Source organism: Rhodococcus sp. 05-339-2, from assembly GCF_002258965.1.
GTDB lineage: Bacteria > Actinomycetota > Actinomycetes > Mycobacteriales > Mycobacteriaceae > Rhodococcoides.
This window is the reverse complement of record NZ_NOYW01000018.1, coordinates 236774-253750: the sequence shown is the minus strand read 5'-3', so window position 1 is coordinate 253750 and position 16977 is coordinate 236774. Positions and strand designations below refer to the sequence as shown.

Below are 16977 nucleotides of genomic sequence, written 5' to 3'. Positions count from 1 at the left end.
TGTTCCGGCACCCGGCGGTTCAGGGCTTGTTCGCCGAGCCCACCGCATCGGCGATCGTGGCGAACCCGTGTTGCTCGAGCCGAGCGGCCAGTCCGCGGTGAATGTTCTCGATCCACAGCGGGCCGCCGTAGACGAACCCGGTGTAGCCCTGCACCAGCGACGCGCCCGCGGTGATGCGTTCCCATGCCTGCGCCTCGGTCTCGATTCCGCCGACGGAGATCAGCGCCAGATGCGTACCCACTCGGCGGTACAGGCGTCGCAGTACCTCGAGCGAGCGGTCGGCCAACGGAGCACCGGACAGGCCGCCGGCTCCCATTCCGGCAACCAGTTCTGCGTCGGTGCGCAGACCGGCGCGGGAGATCGTCGTGTTGGTGGCCACGATCCCGTCGAGACCGAGTTCGACGGCCAGATCGGCCACGGCGTCGATGTCCTCGTCGGACAGGTCGGGGGCGATCTTGACCAGTACCGGGACCGTCACCACCGACTGCACCGCCACCAGGATCGGTCGCAGCGATTCCACGGCCTGCAGGTCACGCAGTCCAGGGGTATTGGGGGAGCTGACGTTGACGACGACGAAGTCCGCCAACGGGCCCAGAAGCCGGGCGCTGGCCGTGTAGTCCGCGGCGGCACCGTCCGGCTCGACGATCTTGGTCTTGCCGATGTTGGCACCGATCGGGATACCGGTGCGCCTGGCACGGACGCGCTGGGCCGCGTGCTCGGCACCGTGGTTGTTGAAGCCCATGCGGTTGACGATGGCCCGGTCGAGAGGCAACCGGAACAGTCTCGGAGTCGGATTGCCCGGCTGGCTCTGCGCAGTCACGGTGCCGATCTCGGCGAAACCGAATCCGATCGGCCCCCACGCATCGATTCCGTCGGCATTCTTGTCGAAACCGGCCGCGAGACCGAGCGGCGCCGGGAAGTCGACGCCGAACACCGTCGAGCGCAGTCGTGGATCGTCGACCACGAACATCTTCTCCGCCAGAAAGCGGAGCGGAGGCACCGCGGCGACAGCGCGGAGCACACCGAACGCCAGATGGTGAATCCTCTCCGGTGGCACGAGGAACATCAGGCGCAACAGGACGCGGTACAGGCGGTCTCCCACGGTCTTCTCTCCGGTCGATCTGGCAGGGTAGAACTCGTGCTGTGATTCAGCGATCGTGCGGTCGAACAGTACTGCGAGGCGCTCAGATTCCGGGCTCGGGGATGTGATGCGCGGTCTTCTTGCGTTTGAGCAGCACACGCCTGCTGCCGTCGGTGTAGAGGCGAACCCGCGACAGTTCCCAGCCGCCGAACTCCGCCTGAATCGCCAGACGCATCGAGGCCGTCACACGGGTCACGTCCGGTGGCAACCGCAACGGCACGTACTCCCAGTCGTCGGACGGCGACACTTCCCATCCGACGGGCATCTTCGCGCGGCCAGGTGCCGAACTCTCGTGTGCGTTCACATGCCTCCTCCGTCCTTATCGGTCGTTCCTGCAGGCTCCACTCCTGCCCTATCGGTCGTTCCTGCAGGCTCCACTCCTGCTTCGAGCTCAGCGACCCGCAGCGGGGATACGCTGCAGCCCGTCACCGGTTGCCGATCCCACGTACAAGTCGCCGGTGTCGGCGTCGACGGCAACCGAATTCGGCTGCCGCACAGTGGCCAACCTCGTGACCTCGACCGGAATTCCGGTGTCGAGTGTGTACCCGACCACCTCGTTGGACGCGGGAAGCGTCACCCATGCGACACCGGACTGCTCATCGTAGGCGATCGCCCACGGCTGCGACCCGACCGGAAACCGTTGCCGCATCAGCAGGTCGTGCGAGGTGAAGACGAGCAACTCGGTACCGGTCGAATCGGTGACCAGGAGGCGGCCGAACTCGTCGCTCGTCATCTCCGCGGCACCTTCGCCCGCGCGCAAGGCCACTCCGAGGGTGCCGTCGTCCAGATTCAGGTCGGTCACCGACGTCTGGCGTCGATCGAGGACCGAGACACCGTTCGGTGTACTGGCCAGAGCATCGGCTGAGGTCACGCTGCCGCCGGAGATCATGGTGGTGACCTGACCGCTCGGATCGAGCACGCGCACCGTGCCGGTGTCGTCGCCGACGGCCGTCGTGCCGTCGGGCAGGTCTGCTGCGGACAGCGCGTCGGCGTCGACCGTCAGGTCGGTGCGCTGTCCGTCCGCGACGGCGATCCTCGCGACGGCGCCGACCATCGGGACGAGCACTGTCGAGTCCCGTCCGGCGACGAGTTCTGCTGCCGTCGAGCCCAGGTCGACCACGCGGGTCTCGGCTGCCGTGCCGTCGCGGACGAGGGTCACCGTCGTCGATGCGTCGGTCAGCGCCACCAGGGTTCGCGTGACGGGGTCGAAACTGAGTGCGTCCACGGGCGCGAACGCGCCGACGGTACCGGCGGGCGTCACGGTCGGTTCGGGGGACTCCGCCGGCGGTAGGGGCTCGACGGAGATGTCGTCGGCGTTCTCGTCGTCGCTGGAGCACCCGCCGACCGACAGGACTGTGACGACGGCGAGCGCGGACGCGACTGCCGCCCGAATCGAACGGGTCGACGGTGTTCGCATGAGGCCGAACCTACTTCCTCGAGAAGATGCTGCCGGTGGAGGCGCTGCCACATCTGTACCAGCGTGCGGCGATCTCGGCGAAATCCACCACGGCGGATTTGGTTGCCGCTCGGTCGCGGCGGAGGACGCGGTAGCGTGATCGTCCGAGGTCAGTGCACGACATGGGAGTGGACGTGGGAACCGAGGAAACACACTTCGTCGTCGAGGAAGTGAACGCGGGAACGCATCCGAACGGCTTCGGGCGCACCGACGACGGCCGGGCGTTCGCGTTTCGGGTGCACAGGAGCACCCTGTACGTGGAGATATACCGCGCCGATGTCCAATCCCCGGTACCGGACCGGTCCGAGGTCGAAGCGGTGGCCGAGCATTCGGTCACCGAAGTCGATCTGACGGACGAGCGCAGCATCGTCGGAGTGGTGCGTGATGCGGTCGCCCACGCGCAGCAGCTGTCCGACGCGTCACAGCGCGACACCACGGCAGTGCGGTCCTTCTTCAACCGGGTCAATTCCGTGTTGGAGGGTTTCTGACACGGTGGGGAACCACCAGCTGTTCGCCGGTGTCGGGATGATCGAACACGTCGACGGGGTGTCGATAGACCCGGGCCAGCGTTGCGGCGGTGAGCACCTCCCGCGGCGGACCGGTTGCGATCAGTTCACCCGAGTCCAGGATCGCGACGCGATCGGCGTAGGCCGCCGCGAGGCCCAGATCGTGCAGCACGACGACCACGGCGCGGCCTGCGGCGGCGAGTGAACGCACCACGGCCATCACCGACTCCTGATGTCCCAGGTCGAGTGCTGCGGTGGGCTCGTCCAGCATGACCGTCGCCGTGTCCTGGGCGATGACGCGGGCCAGTGCGACCCGGGCCTGCTCGCCGCCGGAGAGCGATGCGAACGGTCGATGCGAGAAGGCCGTCACGTCGCACGCAGTCATGGCCGCTTCGATGCGGTCGTCGTCGTGGCGTGCCGCCGAGGTACCGGCCCAGGGGGCTCGGCCCATCCGGACGATCTGGCCGGCCGTGAACGCGAATCCGACGCTGTGCTGCTGAGGCAGCACAGCGCGTCGCCTCGCCACGTCCACCGAGCGGATGCGGGACAGCGGTTCGTCGCCCAGCAGCACCGATCCGGCGCTGGGCTCGGTGTCTCCCGCCAGGACCGACAGCAGCGTCGATTTGCCTGCGCCGTTGGGTCCCACCAGCGCCAGTATCTCGCCGGCCACCACGTCGAGGTGGACCCCGGACAACACCGTCGCGTCCCCACTTCGTGCGGAGACTCCGCGAGCGACCAGGGCGTTCGAACCCGGTTCAGGGATGACCGGGATGTCGCGGCGTGCTGTGCGTCCCATCATGCCCAACCGCCCTGGCGAGCCCGGGTACGGCGAAGCAGCCAGAAGAAGAACGGGGCACCCGCCAGCGACGTCACCATGCCGAGTGGCAGGTCGACGTTCGCGACGAGAGTCCGCGTCACGAGGTCTGCAGCAAGAAGCACGACCGCCCCGGCGAGGGCGCTGGCCGGAATGATGAGTCGATGCGCGGGGCCGAGCACCATCCGCATGGCATGCGGAACCACCAGACCCACGAACAGGATGATTCCGGTGAAAGCCACCCCGGACGCAACGAGCAGGGCGACGACGACGATCGCGAACTGTCTGAGTCGTTCGACGTTCACGCCCAGATGGCGTGCCACGTTCTCACCGAGCGCAAGCAGGTCGAGTCGGCGGGCGATCGCCAGGGAGGCTCCGATTCCGAGCAGCGCGAGCGGGCCGACCACCGCCACCGACTGCCAGGTTGCGCCCGCGAGCGACCCCAGTTGCCAGAACACGATCCGATCGCGGGCGGCGGGACTGGCGACGAAGGTGAAGAACGCGATGACACCGCCGGCGAAGGCGTTGACTGCAACGCCGGTGAGGATGAGCGTCACCACTTCGGTGCGGCCTGCGTTGCGAGCGAGAAAGTACACGGCGACCGTGGTGACGAGCCCGCCGACGAAGGCGGCGAACGCCACGCTCCACACTCCCGCGAAGCTGCCGCCGAGCACGATGACCGAGCTGGCCCCAACAGCAGCGCCCGAGGAGACCCCGACCACACCCGGCTCGGCCAGTGGATTGGCGAACACCCCCTGGAGCAGCGCACCCGCGCAGCCCAGACACGCGCCGACGAGAATTGCCAGCGTCAGCCGTGGGAATCGGACCTGCCACAGCGTCACCTCGCCGCTGGGATGTGCAGGCATCGGGCCGATCTCGAGTCCCACCCGATGCGCGAGGCTGCCCAACACTTCCAGCGGAGTCGTCGGCACCTGCCCCACAACGGCCGAGATCAACGCCAGGCCGACCAGCGCCACAACCAGGGCTCCGAAAATGGCAAGAACCCGTCCTCGGCCCGTGCGGCGTTCGGCGAGTGTGCGGTTCGTCATGACGCCGGGTCGTACACGGCCTTCGACAGTGCGACCAACACCTTTCCGGTGTTCGGGCCGAAACTGAGGATGGTCCCGTCGTCCATGTCCACCACCCGGCGTTCTCGGCCTGCGGGGGTCTGGGCGATTCCGGGGATCTGCTCCAGACCCTCGATTCCACCGATCGATTCCAGGCCCTTGGTCATCATCAGAATCACGTCGGGTGCTGCGGCGATCAGGGCTTCGCTGGTGATCGGCACGAATTGCTCGGTCAGACCCGATTCGACACCGGCGTCCCTGGCTCCGAGAGCCTCTATCAGTGCATCCGCTCCCGAGCCGGGCCCGGCGAGCATCGTGATCGCAGGCCCGCGCATGTACAGAAACGCGATCTTCGGCGGTTCGGTGGACTCGGGTGTCTCGTTCGCCGCTGCCGAAATCTCGGCCTTCGTTCGTTCGGCGAGGGCAGCCCCGGCGTCGGGCACACCGAGGGCGGCCGCCACGGCCTCGATCTGGGTGGCGACGCCTGCCAGAGTGCGGGTGGGATCGAAGTACACGACGGGAATGCCGGCGGCTCGGATCTGATCCTGCACGGCGCGTGGACCGATGCTGGTATCGGTCAGGACGACGGTCGGCGACAGCGCCAGAATCCCCTCGGCACTCAGGGAATGGCCGGTCGGGGTGACATCGGGCACGTTCTCGGCCGCGGGAAATGCGGCAGAGGTGTCGCGCCCGACGAGGTTGTCACCGAGTCCGAGCGCGAAGACGGTCTCGGCCAGCGTGCCGTACTGGTCGGCAGCGACGATGCGGCTGTTGTCGGTGACCGTGACGGCGACGCCGTCGAATCCGGTCACGGTGACGGGCAGTACCTCGGCCGGATCGTCGGCGATCGGTTCCGGATTCGGATCGTCGACGACGGCGGTGCGGGGGCCGATCGAGTCCGCGGGTCCTGCGGCGGGGGTGTTCGCCGAGCAGCCGACCAGGAGTCCGGCGACGAGGAGCACGGCGGCGAGACGGTTGACGGTCACCACCGAAGGTTAGCCTGTCCGATGTTGGCAGGCGATCAGGCGCTGACGTCGTCCAAGGCCGACGCGATCGCGGGCGGCAGCTCGAGTTCCTCGGCCATCAATGCGCCCATCAACTGAGCCAGATCGCGAGCCCCCACGATCGCGCTGCTCACACCCGGCCTGTCCCGAGCCCACGCGAGCGCGACGACCAGGGGAGAGGTCGCCAGCCCGTCGGCGGCGGTGACGGCGGCGTCGACGATGCTGACGGCAGAGTCGGTCAGGTACGTCAGCACGGACTCTGCGTGCACCTCGTCGGCACCGCGTGAGTCCGCCGGTATTCCGCTGCGGTACTTGCCTGTCAGCACGCCGCCCGCGAGGGGAATCGCGGCGAGGACACCGATGCCGTGGTGGTCTGCGGCGGGGATCAATTCGTCCTCGATCCCGCGGGCCAGCAGCGAGTACTCCGCCTGTGTGGCCACGATCCGTCCGGTGCCTGCTGCTCCTGCCGCCGTCGCCAGTTGCCACCCGAGGTAGCCACGGGCTCCGGTGTAGCGGACCCGTCCACTGGTGACGGCGTAGTCGAGTGTGGCGGCGACCTCGTCGACCGGAGTCATCGGGTCCCAGGTGGCCACCTGCCACAGATCGAGGTAGTCGGTTCCCAGTTCGCGCAGCGTGGCGTCGAGTTGGCCGAGCAGTCCGCGCCGCGAGCAGTCCACGTGATAGCGGCCGTAGCGCGAACTGAGACCCGCTGCGCTGCTGATCACCAATTCGTGCCGAGGGACCACGTCGTCGAGCAATTCGGCGAGCACTCGCTGCGCGCGTCCGTCCCCGTACGCGGGAGACGTGTCGACGAGCGTGCCGCCGGCCTCGGCGAACGCCGACAACTGCGCCGCGGCGTCGTCACCGTCGGTTCCGCTACCCCATCCGAGGGTGCCGAGGCCGAGTCTGGAGACTCGAAGTCCGCTGGTGCCGACCGATCTCTGCTTCATATGTGCCGAATGTCCTTTTACGTGTGATCGTCGGTGTCGAACTGCACTGCCGCCAGTGCACAGTAGTGCGCCGCGCCGCCCGGTGCGTACGTGCCGCGCCGGGTACGGTCGTGCCCGTGAATCGCGAACTCAGGGGGCGGGCCGGCGGCCGCGCATCGACAGTGATCAGTCCATCGACACCGATCTCGGAGGGTGACGCCGCATGATCGACATGACGTGGCTGCAGGCGATCGTCCTCGGTGCGGTGCAGGGCCTGACCGAATTCCTGCCGATCTCCTCGTCCGGGCACCTGCGCATCGTGTCCAGTGTGTTCTGGAACGAGGACGCAGGTGCCTCCTTCACTGCGGTGACCCAGCTGGGCACCGAAGCCGCTGTGCTGCTGTTCTTCTGGCGAGACATCGTCAGGATCGTGAAAGCGTGGTTCGTCGGTCTGACGAAGAAGGACGAACGCGGACTCGACTACCGCATGGGGTGGTACGTGATCATCGCCACCATTCCCATCGGCGTTCTCGGACTGCTGTTCAAGGACCAGATCCGAACCGGTGCCCGAAACCTGTACCTCATCGCGTTCATGTTGATCGCGTTCGCCGTCGTCATCGCAGTCGCCGAGAAGGTCGGCCGGAAGGAACGCCCGATCGAGAAGTTGACCACCCGGGACGGCATTGTCATGGGTCTGGCACAGTGTCTCGCTCTGATCCCGGGTGTGTCCCGTTCCGGGGCGACGACCAGCGCCGGCCTGTTTCTCGGACTCGAACGGGAGGCAGCAGTGCGATTCTCGTTCCTGCTCGCCATTCCGGCGGTCACGGCCTCCGGTCTCTTCTCGCTGCCCGACGCCTTCGAGCCGGTGGGCTCGGGACTGGCCGCGTCGGGTCCGCAGCTGCTGGTGGCGACGATCATCGCCTTCGCCCTCGGCTACGCCTCGATCGCCTGGTTGCTCAAGTTCGTCGCGAACCACTCGCTGTACTGGTTCGTCGGGTACCGCATCGTGCTGGGTGTCGTGGTGCTCGGTCTGTTGGCCGGCGGGGTCGTGTCCGCCACCTAGTCGTTCGGCACAGTGGCCTCCGGAGCGGAGTGGGAAGACCCCGGTCGTTAGGCTCGGTGCAATGACAGTCATCTTGCTTCGGCACGGCCGCTCGACGTCGAACACCGCAGGCACGCTCGCGGGTCGGAGCGCGGGAGTCGAGCTCGACGATCGTGGTCGTGAACAGGCGCAGGCGGTCGCCGACCGTCTCGGCGACCTGCCGGTCGCGGAGATCGTTCGTTCGCCGCTGCTGCGGTGCGAGCAGACCGTCGAGCCGTTGGCTGCCAGGCTCGGGCTCACGCCGCTGGTCGAGGACCGGTTGGTCGAGGTCGACTACGGGCAGTGGACCGGTCGAACGATCAAGGAATTGCTGGCCGAGCCGCTGTGGAAGGTGGTGCAGCAGCATCCGTCGGCCGCGGTGTTTCCCGAGGGTGAAGGACTGGCCACGGTGCAGCAACGGGCCGTGCAGGCCGTGCGCGAACACGACGCCCGGCTGGCCGCCCATCACGGCCGTGACGTGTTGTGGGTGGCGTGCTCGCACGGGGACGTCATCAAGTCGGTGCTGTCGGACGCGATGGGTGCCCACCTCGATTCGTTCCAGCGCATCGTCGCCGATCCGGCATCGATCAGTGTCGTTCGCTACACCTCGACGCGACCCTTCGTGCTGCGGACCAACGACACCGGGTCCGACCTGAGCGTGTTCGTACCCAAAGCCGAGGAGCCCAGCACGCCGGAAGCGGGCAACGCGGACTCTTCGGACGCGGTCGTCGGTGGTGGGGCAGGCACCTAGAGCTCCGATTCGGCGCTGACACCCCGATCGGTGGCAGGCTGGAGGGCAAGCAATACCGTCCACGGTCGATCCGTGGCCGATAATGAAAGTTCCGCGAATCGCTTCGCGGAGCTGTTCGAGTCGTTAGGAGGTGCAATGCCGCGCGCCATACACGTTTTTCGCACCCCTGATCGTTTCGTTGCCGGGACCGTTGGTGAACCGGGCGACCGAACGTTCTTCCTGCAAGCGGTGCACGATGCCCGCGTGGTGTCGGTTGCGCTGGAGAAGCAGCAGGTCCAGGTACTGGCCGACCGGATGGGGCTTCTCCTCGAGGAGGTGCACCGTCGTTTCGGGGCAGAGGTACCGGCCGAGGAGGCCGATACGGTCGACACGAGTCCGCTGCTGACTCCGATCGACACCGAGTTCCGTGTCGGCACGATGGGGCTCGGCTGGGACGCCGATGCCAACGCCGTCGTGGTGGAGCTGTTGGCCGTCAGCGAGGTCGAGGTGGACGAATCGGTCGTTCTCGACGACACCGACGAGGGCCCCGATGCCGTTCGGGTGTTCCTCACCCCGGTACAGGCCCGTGAATTCGCGGTGCGGTCCGAACGCGTCATCGCGGCGGGCCGTGCTCCGTGTCCGCTGTGCGGACAGCCGTTGGCTCCCGAGGGACACGTCTGCATCAGAACCAACGGTTACCGACGCGGCGCGACGTTCGGTCCGGTGACCGAGGTCGACGAGTCTTGACCGTCGAACTGCCGCCGTTCGAGGGCCGCGAAACCATGGAGACCGGCGACCTGACCGTCGTCGGTCGGGTGGTGTCGGCCAGCAACGCCACGCTGGTGTGCGAGGCGGGCGAGGGCGAGAAGGCCGTCCGGTGCGTGTACAAACCGGTTCGCGGGGAAGTCCCGCTGTGGGATTTTCCGGACGGCACTCTTGCGGGCCGGGAAGTGGCGTCGTACGAAATCTCCGAGGCCCTCGGTTGGGGCGTCATCCCGCCGACGGTGCTACGCGACGGCCCGTTCGGTCCCGGCATGGTGCAGAAGTGGATCGACACGCCCGACGATCACGCCGAGGGTCGCGTCGACCTGGTCGATATCTGCCGTCCCGATCTCGTACCTGCGGGCTGGATTCCGGTACTGCAGGCGTACGACGGCGAGGGCGAGGAGATCGCGCTGATCCACGCCGACGATCCACGGCTGCAGCGGATGGCGGTGCTCGACGTGATCCTCAACAACGCCGATCGCAAGGGCGGGCACGCGCTCGAAGGTCTCGACGGCTACGTGTACGGGGTCGATCACGGCATCTGCCTGCACGCCGAGAACAAGTTGCGCACGGTGCTGTGGGGCTGGGCGGGCCAGGCGGTGGACGATGCGTTGATGACCGACGTGGTGCGGTTCGTCGAGACGTTCGACACGGTCACCGCTCCTCGATTGGTCGACAAGATCACCCTGACCGAAACGGTCGCGGTTCTCGACCGGGCGCAGGAGTTGATCGCCCGCCCGATCATGCCGGAACCTCGCTCGAGCAGACCCATACCCTGGCCCGCCTTCTGATCGGGCTCGGATAGGCTCGACCGCATGCATTCTTGGTCGAGCCCGGAGATCCCGACAATTCCCGGACAGGGTCCAGCGCTTCGATTGTTCGACACCGCCGACCGCCAGGTCCGTCCCGTCACCCCCGGTTCGACGGCTCGGATGTACGTCTGCGGAATAACCCCGTACGACGCCACCCACCTCGGGCACGCGGCGACGTACCTGACGTTCGACCTGATCAACCGGCTGTGGCGGGATGCGGGCACGGACGTGCACTACGTGCAGAACGTCACCGATGTCGACGATCCACTGTTCGAGCGCGCCGACCGCGACGGCGAGGACTGGCGCGATCTGGGAGCTCGTGAGATCGAACTCTTCCGCGCCGACATGGAAGCGCTCCGGGTGCTCCCTCCGCGCGACTACATCGGTGCCGTCGAGTCCGTCGACGAGGTCGTCGAACTGGTGGAGAAGCTGGTCGCGTCCGGTGCGGCGTATGTCGTCGACGATGCCCAATACCCGGATGTGTACTTCCGTGCCGATGCCACCGAGCAGTTCGGCTACGAGTCCGGTTACGACCGAGCCACGATGGACACGTTCTTCGCCGAACGCGGGGGCGACCCCGATCGGGTCGGTAAGCGGGATCCACTCGATGCGCTGCTCTGGCGCGCAGTACGGCCGGGCGAGCCGTCGTGGCCGTCGCCGTGGGGTCCGGGGCGGCCCGGGTGGCACATCGAATGCGCAGCCATCGCGCTCAACCGCATCGGTACCGGCTTCGACATTCAGGGCGGCGGAAGCGATCTGATCTTCCCGCACCACGAGTTCTCGGCCGCGCACGCCGAGGCGGCGACCGGTGATCCGCGCTTCGCCCGGCACTACGTGCACACCGGGATGATCGGGCTCGACGGCGAGAAGATGTCCAAGAGCCGCGGCAATCTGGTGTTCGTCTCCAAGCTCCGCGCCGAGAACGTCGACCCCGCAGCTGTTCGACTGGGTTTGCTCGCCGGGCACTACCGCCAGGATCGACCGTGGTCCGACGAGGTTCTCGAACGCGCTCACACTCGGCTCGCACTATGGCGTCGGGCCGCGGCGCTCGACAGCGCTGCATCGGCCGACGACGTGATCAACCGGTTGCGGCAGCACCTGGCCGACGATCTGGACACCCCCAAGGCTCTCGATGCGCTCGACGCGTGGGCGAGTTTCGCAGTCGAACGCGGCGGATCGGATGCGGGCGCGCCCGGTGCCTTCGCCGATGCGGTCGATGCTCTGCTCGGGGTTGCGCTGCGCTGATCTCGTCCCGAACTAGGTCGCAGGTCCCAGCCGCAGATCCGTCAGCAGATCCGGGATCAGTCGATCCTCCGTGACTGCTCGGCCCGAGTCGCGGAGTGCGGCAGCGAGTTCCGGATCCCACGGGCTGTCCGTTCGATGGCCCTTCAGCGGTTCGGAATTGCGTGCATCGAGTGCGCGTCGGTAGGAATCGACGTCCATCCGCCACGGCACCGCGTCGTATCGGGAGATGGCTCGGGTCACCATCTGCACTCCGGCCCAGTCGAAGTCGGCTCGCCACCGAATCGTGGTGCCGGGCGCTCGGGAGGCCAGCAGCCGGTGCACCGCTGCGGAGGGTTGACCGTCGGTGCAGATCAGGCTCGCGCAGTTCGAGCCGAGGGTGCGGGCTGCGGCGGCGAGCACGGCGACGTTCTCGCAGACGAACACTGTGGACGAGCTGTTGGTGAGCGGGCCGCGCGAGAGCATGTCCACGGTGACGGGGAAGGGGATGCCCACGTCCGCCGCGTCGTTCAGCCAACGAGCCACCGTGTGGGCCTCATCGACGCGGTAGCCGAGCACCAGCACCCGGCTGGACACCGAGTCGACCGACACGCCCGCGGTCTCCCACAATGCCCTTGTTCCCACCGGATCGACGGGCCGAGGCACGTTCTCGCGCAACGACAGAGCGTCGAGGACGAGCTTCGGGGCACCGCCGCCCGAGAGCGCCTTCGTATCACCGCAGGCCAGTTCCGCGAGTTCGGTCAGCGACATCCCGTCGACCGGAAGCAGCGCCAGGACCTGTGTCGCCACCGCGAGCGCATCGACGGCGACGCGGCCCCCGAGAGTGCCGTCCTGATTGAGCAAGGAGGCGATCCAGTACTCGACCCACTCCCTATCGGTCCCGCCACCGAGAACCTCCCTGGCCCGATCGAGTGCCTCGGCACGTACCCGAGCCTTGTCGGCTTCGATCTGCTTCTTGTCCTGCAACGGAGCCTGCCGCGAGAGGGTGTCGATCAGTCCGAGGCCACCGTTGAGCGGATGGCTCAGCCACGCGTCGAACCGCTCGAGGTCGAGTCTGGCGCTACGCGCTCGCGAATGCAGACTGGAATTGGACCGAGAGATCGCGCTGCACAGACGCCACAGTTCCGGGGCCTCGCTCAGGTCGACGGTGATGTTGCCACCGACGCGAAGCCAGTTGGACTCCAACTTCTTTCGTGCCGCATCGAGCAGTGCAGCCAATTCGGCGCTGCCTCGCCATTCGCTGTTACCGGTCAAACTCCAGCCCACCTTCGGTTCGGGTCGGCACACGGCGCGTCAGCGGTGACCCGAGTGCGGCCGCGAGGTCGGTGCCGTCGTGCTCGGCGAACAGTTCGCCGTTCTCCCACACCAGAAGAGCTGCGCTGACGGTGTTCTCGGCTGCCGAATGCGCCAGGTCGTAGTGCGCGCAACCGGGCACATCACCGTAAGTGATCCACAGGTCGTATCCGGTCATGAACAGATCGAGATCGAATTGCACACTCAGGCCGAGCAATTCGCTGCGGCCGTTGTCGTCGACTCCGGCAAAGGCCTCGTCCAGCGCCAGGAGCCGAGGTGAATGTGGATCGGCGGACGAGAGCATCACGTGCGCAGCGGCAAACAGGGGCAGATGCAGCGACACCGACTGCTCACCGCCCGAGAGCGCACTGTGGCGTGCGACGGTGAGACGATCCTCGTTGCCGTCACCGCTGATGAGGGTGAAGGCGAACACGCGCCAGCGGCGATAGTCCAGTGTCGTGGACAGGATCTCGGGGTAGGACCGTTCCGGATGCGCCGCGCGAGCGATCCTGATCTCCGACGCGAAGTGCGCGCGCATCGCGGCCAGATCGTCCTGGTTCAACGCCGAGGCGTCGCGGTCGAGCAGTTTGGACACCGCCCTGGCACCGTCGTCGAGGTTGTCCGCGAGCACCCAGTGCACACCGATCGTGTTGCCCGAGGACATGCGGCGCTGCTTCATCTCGGCGGACATCTGCGCGATCAGCTCGCGTGCGTCGACGGTGCGCTCGTGAATCTGCTGCGCCAGGCCGGTCAGCAACGCATCTTCGAGAATTCGGCGCTCCTGCTCGGTCAGCAACAACTCCTGATCGGCTCTCGCCGCACCGATTCGGTCGGCGAAATCTCCGACCGACGAGTAGCCCTGCTCGTCCTGAACACGGACGACGGTCAAACCGTCCGGCGCATCCCACTGCAGTCGATAGTCCTGACCCGACGCAGCGAGTTGCGAGTCGAACTCCTGCAGCGCACTCGTCAGGGCTGTCCGGGTCGACTTTCGGCTCGAGTCACTGACCTTCACCGACGCCGTCGCCGCATCGAGCGCCGAATGCAGAGCGCGCACGACGGGCGGAAGTACCGGAACCTCGTCGTCGGGACCCTCGGCCTGCTGCACCCGATACAGAATCTGCTCCACGCTCAACCACGCCGAGTCGCTCGCCGGCCAGGTGTACGCCTCGTGGACGCCGAGAATGCCGAGAAGGTCCTTGCGAGCGTAGGGCGCGAGCCGCACGGCGTCACCCAGGGTTTCGGTGACGGCACCGCGCAGGCTTTCCAGTGCTGTGTTGCAGGCCCCCTCGGCCTTGCCGATCGCTTCGCCTGCTTCCTTGTCCGCTTTGCGTGCGGCCCGCTGCTCGGCGCGGCACTTCTCGATGCGTTCGCGTGCGTTCTCGAGATCGGTGTCGATCTGTTCGGCGGTGGCACCGAGCTTCTCGCTGAGGAGCTCGAGGCGTTGCACCTGCTGTCGGTAGTTCTCGTCGGCGATCGCGGCTTCCTCGGCGAGCTCCTCGGCCAGGCCACTCGCTTCTTCGAGTCGGTTGGTTGCTTCGCGGGCGCGTTCTGCTTCGCGCGTGTGATCGCCGCGCTTGCGGATCACCACCGAGCCCTGGTGCTCGAAATGCCTGATCGCCGCGGCGAGGGCATCGATGTCTCGACCGATGTGTGGGGTGCGGTGAGCCACGCCGACGGTACGCAGCTGCTTCTCCTTCGCGGACAGGTCTGCGATCGCCTGGTCGAACTCTCGGTCCGCTGCAGCCGAACTCTGCGTCGACGTGCGCAGCGCCCCTGCGGCGGCGGTGACGGCGCGTTGCGCTTTCACGATGGCCGAGACACGAGGCAGTTGCTTGGCCGCCGCGGCCAGTGCCTGTACCGATTCGCGGGCAGTTCGCTCGTCGGCCGCCGCGGCCTCCAGTGCGGCTGTCGCGGCATCGATCGCGGCACCGAGTTCGGTGATCCGTTGCTCTCGGCGCCGTGCACGGGCCGTCGCGCCGATGTACTCGGCATCGGTCTTGATGTGTCGGCCCTGCTGCACCCCCTGCCGGTACCGACCGTCGACGCTCATCGAGACGGCACCACCCGAGTCGGCACCTCGATCCTGCTGCAGTGCAACCGAATTCAGAACGTCCAGGATCCGCGATTCGGATACGGCGGTGCCGGGCTCGGGTTCGAGGACGGACGCCAGCGTGGTTCCGGTCGGCCTCGAGGCCTCCGGCAGCGGCGACAGATACTGCTCCGAGCTCGAGTCGACGGGGAAGTCCGCGATCGGGTGGATCCAGCCGTCGAGCAGATTCGCAGCCTGCAGTGCGGATTCGATCCCTGCCGCATCGGCGGGGGAGACCGAATCGGGAAACCGAACCAGCTGCCACAGAGGCGCACCGGCGAGGTCGGCGCGAGAGTCGGTTCGTGCCGCGAACGGCGGCGGCGCGTCGTCGTGTTCGGCCCGAACCAGAGACAGTTCGTCACGCAGCGAGTTCAGCTCGGCCGTGCGGGTCGAAACGTCCACGTGCGCCTGGGCCTGGCGGGCACGAAGTGCGTCGACCGCGTCTGCGGTCTGGTCGGCCAGCACCGATTCCAGGCTCGGGGCATCGTCGTCGCCGATGCCCGCCAACGCGGCATCGAGGGCCTCGAACGCTGCGGAGGTGATACCCGCCGAGGAGTACAGCGCCGAATTGTTCGACCACCAGGCCCGCAGTCCCGACGCGAACTGCGCCTTTTCCAGGTCGACGGTCGCCTCGGCCTCGGTGACCGCAGCCGACGCCGCCTCGAGCATCTCGCGAGCCTTCGATGCGGCCTTCTCCGCACGGGCGCGCTCGGTCGACGCCTTCTCGACGGTTCCTAGCGCCTCGCGAACCGCCCGCACGTCGCCGTCGCGTTCCTCGGCATGGCCGCGCAGAGCGGTGCCGATCTGATCGCTGCGGGCTGTTCCGGGCAGTGGTGTCCAGGCGATGCCCGCGTCCTCGGCGGCGGTCTGCAGTTCCTCTTCGGCACGGGTAACCCCGGCGACGGAGTCCCGGAGTGCGGCATCGGCACGCGCCGCCTCGGTGGTGCGCTGTTCCAGTTCGGCGTGCGCCTTGCGGGCGCGGTCGGCCTGCTGGGCGGTCGAGATCTCCAGCTTCGCGGCGGATTCGGCCAGGTCGTCCAGTTGCTGCTTGCCCTCGTATGCGCTCGAGCGCTGCAGAGTCTCGCGGTCCGCAACGGCCTGATCCAGTGCGCGTTCGGCCTCGTCGAATCGGGTTTCCGCAGCCGCCCGTTCCAGCAGGCGCCGGTCCTTCAGGGCGGCAGCGGCGAAGTGTGCGGTGGTCGCGTGAGTCACCGCCTCCAGCCGGCGCGAGACCTGCTCGACATCCGATCGAGTCTGTACCCGAAGGTATTTGGAGTACACCGAAACGAAGTTCCTGGCGGCGTGATCGGCCTGCGCCAAGCCTTCGAGCGCCCGGCCCACCTCCTCCATGTCGCTGAAGGAGCGAGCAGCCTCGAGTACCAGCTGCTCGTCCAACGGACGCAGTCCGTCGGTCAACGCCTGCGAGAGTCCCTTGGGATCGAGGTTCTTCGCCAATTGCGGGCGGCGAAGCGTCAGAATGAGATTGATCAGCTGGTCGTATCGCTGCGCGCCCAACCCGAACATGCGGGCATCGATCGCGGCGCGATAGTCCACCGGGCGATCGGTCAAGGCGTCGGTGCCCAGTTGCTCACCGAGCTGCTTCTTCGTCAACGGTCGGTCGTCGGAACCCAACAACGAGAAGTCGACGCCCACCCGGCCGTCGGCCACGAAGTACCAGCGGGTCACCTTGTCGTTGTGGCGGCTCGCCCGCATTCCGATTCCGACCGTCACCGATTCGGGATCCTCACGAGATCCGCGGCCGAACTCCATCCACACGTACGAATGCGCGCTTTCCTGCCCCCGGTAGAGCAGGTTGGACTTCATCGTCCGCTCTTCTCCCGCAAAGGGATTGAGTCGGCGTGGTTCGATGCGGCCGTCCAGGACGAAGGGAAACAGCACTTCGAGTGCCTTGGTCTTGCCGGATCCGTTGGGGCCGCGCAGTACCAGGCGACCGTCGGCGAACGAGAACTCCTGATCGCGGTAGTCCCACAGGTTGACGATCCCTGCTCGTGTCGGCCGAAAGCGTGTCGAGTGTGCGGTCATCT

15 protein-coding genes are annotated in these 16977 nt (G+C 67.3%); 6 read left to right on the top strand and 9 right to left on the bottom strand.

Features of this window, described 5'->3' with window-relative positions:
- Positions 1 to 19: 19 nt before the first annotated feature.
- From CH273_RS18890 to CH273_RS18880, 3 genes are all read right to left on the bottom strand, one after another.
- Entirely contained in the window at positions 20 to 1090 is a 1071-nt protein-coding gene (locus tag CH273_RS18890; RefSeq protein ID WP_032398462.1) for a quinone-dependent dihydroorotate dehydrogenase, read from the bottom strand.
- 94 nt (positions 1091 to 1184) lie between these two features.
- Positions 1185 to 1406 carry a DUF5703 family protein gene (locus CH273_RS18885; protein ID WP_032377864.1) on the bottom strand — a complete coding sequence of 74 codons (222 nt, stop codon included), beginning with the start codon at positions 1404 to 1406 and terminating at the stop codon, positions 1185 to 1187.
- Positions 1407 to 1532: 126 nt separating this feature from the next.
- A complete protein-coding gene (locus CH273_RS18880; protein WP_032398051.1) occupies positions 1533 to 2558 on the bottom strand; it encodes a YncE family protein in 1026 nt (341 codons plus the stop codon).
- A 161-nt stretch (positions 2559 to 2719) separates the two neighbouring features.
- On the opposite strand from CH273_RS18880, the gene CH273_RS18875 reads away from it, so the two are divergent.
- Positions 2720 to 3085: a hypothetical protein gene (locus CH273_RS18875; protein ID WP_052050357.1), complete on the top strand. Its 366-nt coding sequence runs from the start codon at positions 2720 to 2722 to the stop codon at positions 3083 to 3085.
- Here the strand turns inward: CH273_RS18875 and CH273_RS18870 are convergent.
- From CH273_RS18870 to CH273_RS18855, 4 genes are read right to left on the bottom strand one after another with little or no spacing between them, the layout of a single operon-like run.
- Complete coding sequence (locus CH273_RS18870) at positions 3060 to 3902, bottom strand: heme ABC transporter ATP-binding protein (RefSeq protein WP_032398052.1); 843 nt, start codon at positions 3900 to 3902, stop codon at positions 3060 to 3062. The two genes, CH273_RS18875 and CH273_RS18870, sit on opposite strands and share 26 nt — an antisense overlap.
- A complete protein-coding gene (locus tag CH273_RS18865; protein WP_032398053.1) occupies positions 3899 to 4966 on the bottom strand; it encodes a FecCD family ABC transporter permease in 1068 nt (355 codons plus the stop codon). Before CH273_RS18865 ends, CH273_RS18870 begins: the two co-directional genes overlap by 4 nt.
- The gene (locus tag CH273_RS18860) at positions 4963 to 5970 is read right to left on the bottom strand and encodes a heme/hemin ABC transporter substrate-binding protein (RefSeq protein WP_032398464.1); all 1008 of its coding nucleotides are present in this window, start codon (positions 5968 to 5970) and stop codon (positions 4963 to 4965) included. Before CH273_RS18860 ends, CH273_RS18865 begins: the two co-directional genes overlap by 4 nt.
- A gap of 35 nt (positions 5971 to 6005) precedes the next feature.
- A complete protein-coding gene (locus CH273_RS18855; RefSeq protein WP_032398054.1) occupies positions 6006 to 6938 on the bottom strand; it encodes an aldo/keto reductase in 933 nt (310 codons plus the stop codon).
- Between the two features lie 211 nt (positions 6939 to 7149).
- On the opposite strand from CH273_RS18855, the gene CH273_RS18850 reads away from it, so the two are divergent.
- The 5 genes from CH273_RS18850 to mshC all read left to right on the top strand — a co-directional run bounded on the left by CH273_RS18850 (position 7150) and on the right by mshC (position 11550).
- Entirely contained in the window at positions 7150 to 7980 is an 831-nt protein-coding gene (locus CH273_RS18850; RefSeq protein WP_371828408.1) for an undecaprenyl-diphosphate phosphatase, read from the top strand.
- Between the two features lie 61 nt (positions 7981 to 8041).
- Positions 8042 to 8749: a histidine phosphatase family protein gene (locus CH273_RS18845; RefSeq protein WP_032398056.1), complete on the top strand. Its 708-nt coding sequence runs from the start codon at positions 8042 to 8044 to the stop codon at positions 8747 to 8749.
- A gap of 135 nt (positions 8750 to 8884) precedes the next feature.
- On the top strand, positions 8885 to 9475 hold the full coding sequence (locus CH273_RS18840) for a DUF3090 domain-containing protein (RefSeq protein WP_032398057.1): 591 nt from the start codon (positions 8885 to 8887) through the stop codon (positions 9473 to 9475).
- Between the two features lie 35 nt (positions 9476 to 9510).
- Positions 9511 to 10284 carry an SCO1664 family protein gene (locus tag CH273_RS18835; protein WP_179272770.1) on the top strand — a complete coding sequence of 258 codons (774 nt, stop codon included), beginning with the start codon at positions 9511 to 9513 and terminating at the stop codon, positions 10282 to 10284.
- 24 nt (positions 10285 to 10308) lie between these two features.
- Positions 10309 to 11550 (top strand): cysteine--1-D-myo-inosityl 2-amino-2-deoxy-alpha-D-glucopyranoside ligase, encoded by a 1242-nt coding sequence (gene mshC, locus CH273_RS18830; protein ID WP_032398059.1) that lies wholly within the window; start codon positions 10309 to 10311, stop codon positions 11548 to 11550.
- Between the two features lie 12 nt (positions 11551 to 11562).
- On the opposite strand, the gene CH273_RS18825 is transcribed toward mshC, so the two are convergent.
- Positions 11563 to 12801 (bottom strand): DUF2399 domain-containing protein, encoded by a 1239-nt coding sequence (locus CH273_RS18825; RefSeq protein WP_230597019.1) that lies wholly within the window; start codon positions 12799 to 12801, stop codon positions 11563 to 11565.
- A complete protein-coding gene (locus CH273_RS18820) occupies positions 12791 to 16975 on the bottom strand; it encodes a TIGR02680 family protein (RefSeq protein WP_032398061.1) in 4185 nt (1394 codons plus the stop codon). The genes CH273_RS18825 and CH273_RS18820 overlap by 11 nt, the downstream gene beginning before the upstream one ends.
- Positions 16976 to 16977: the final 2 nt, after the last annotated feature.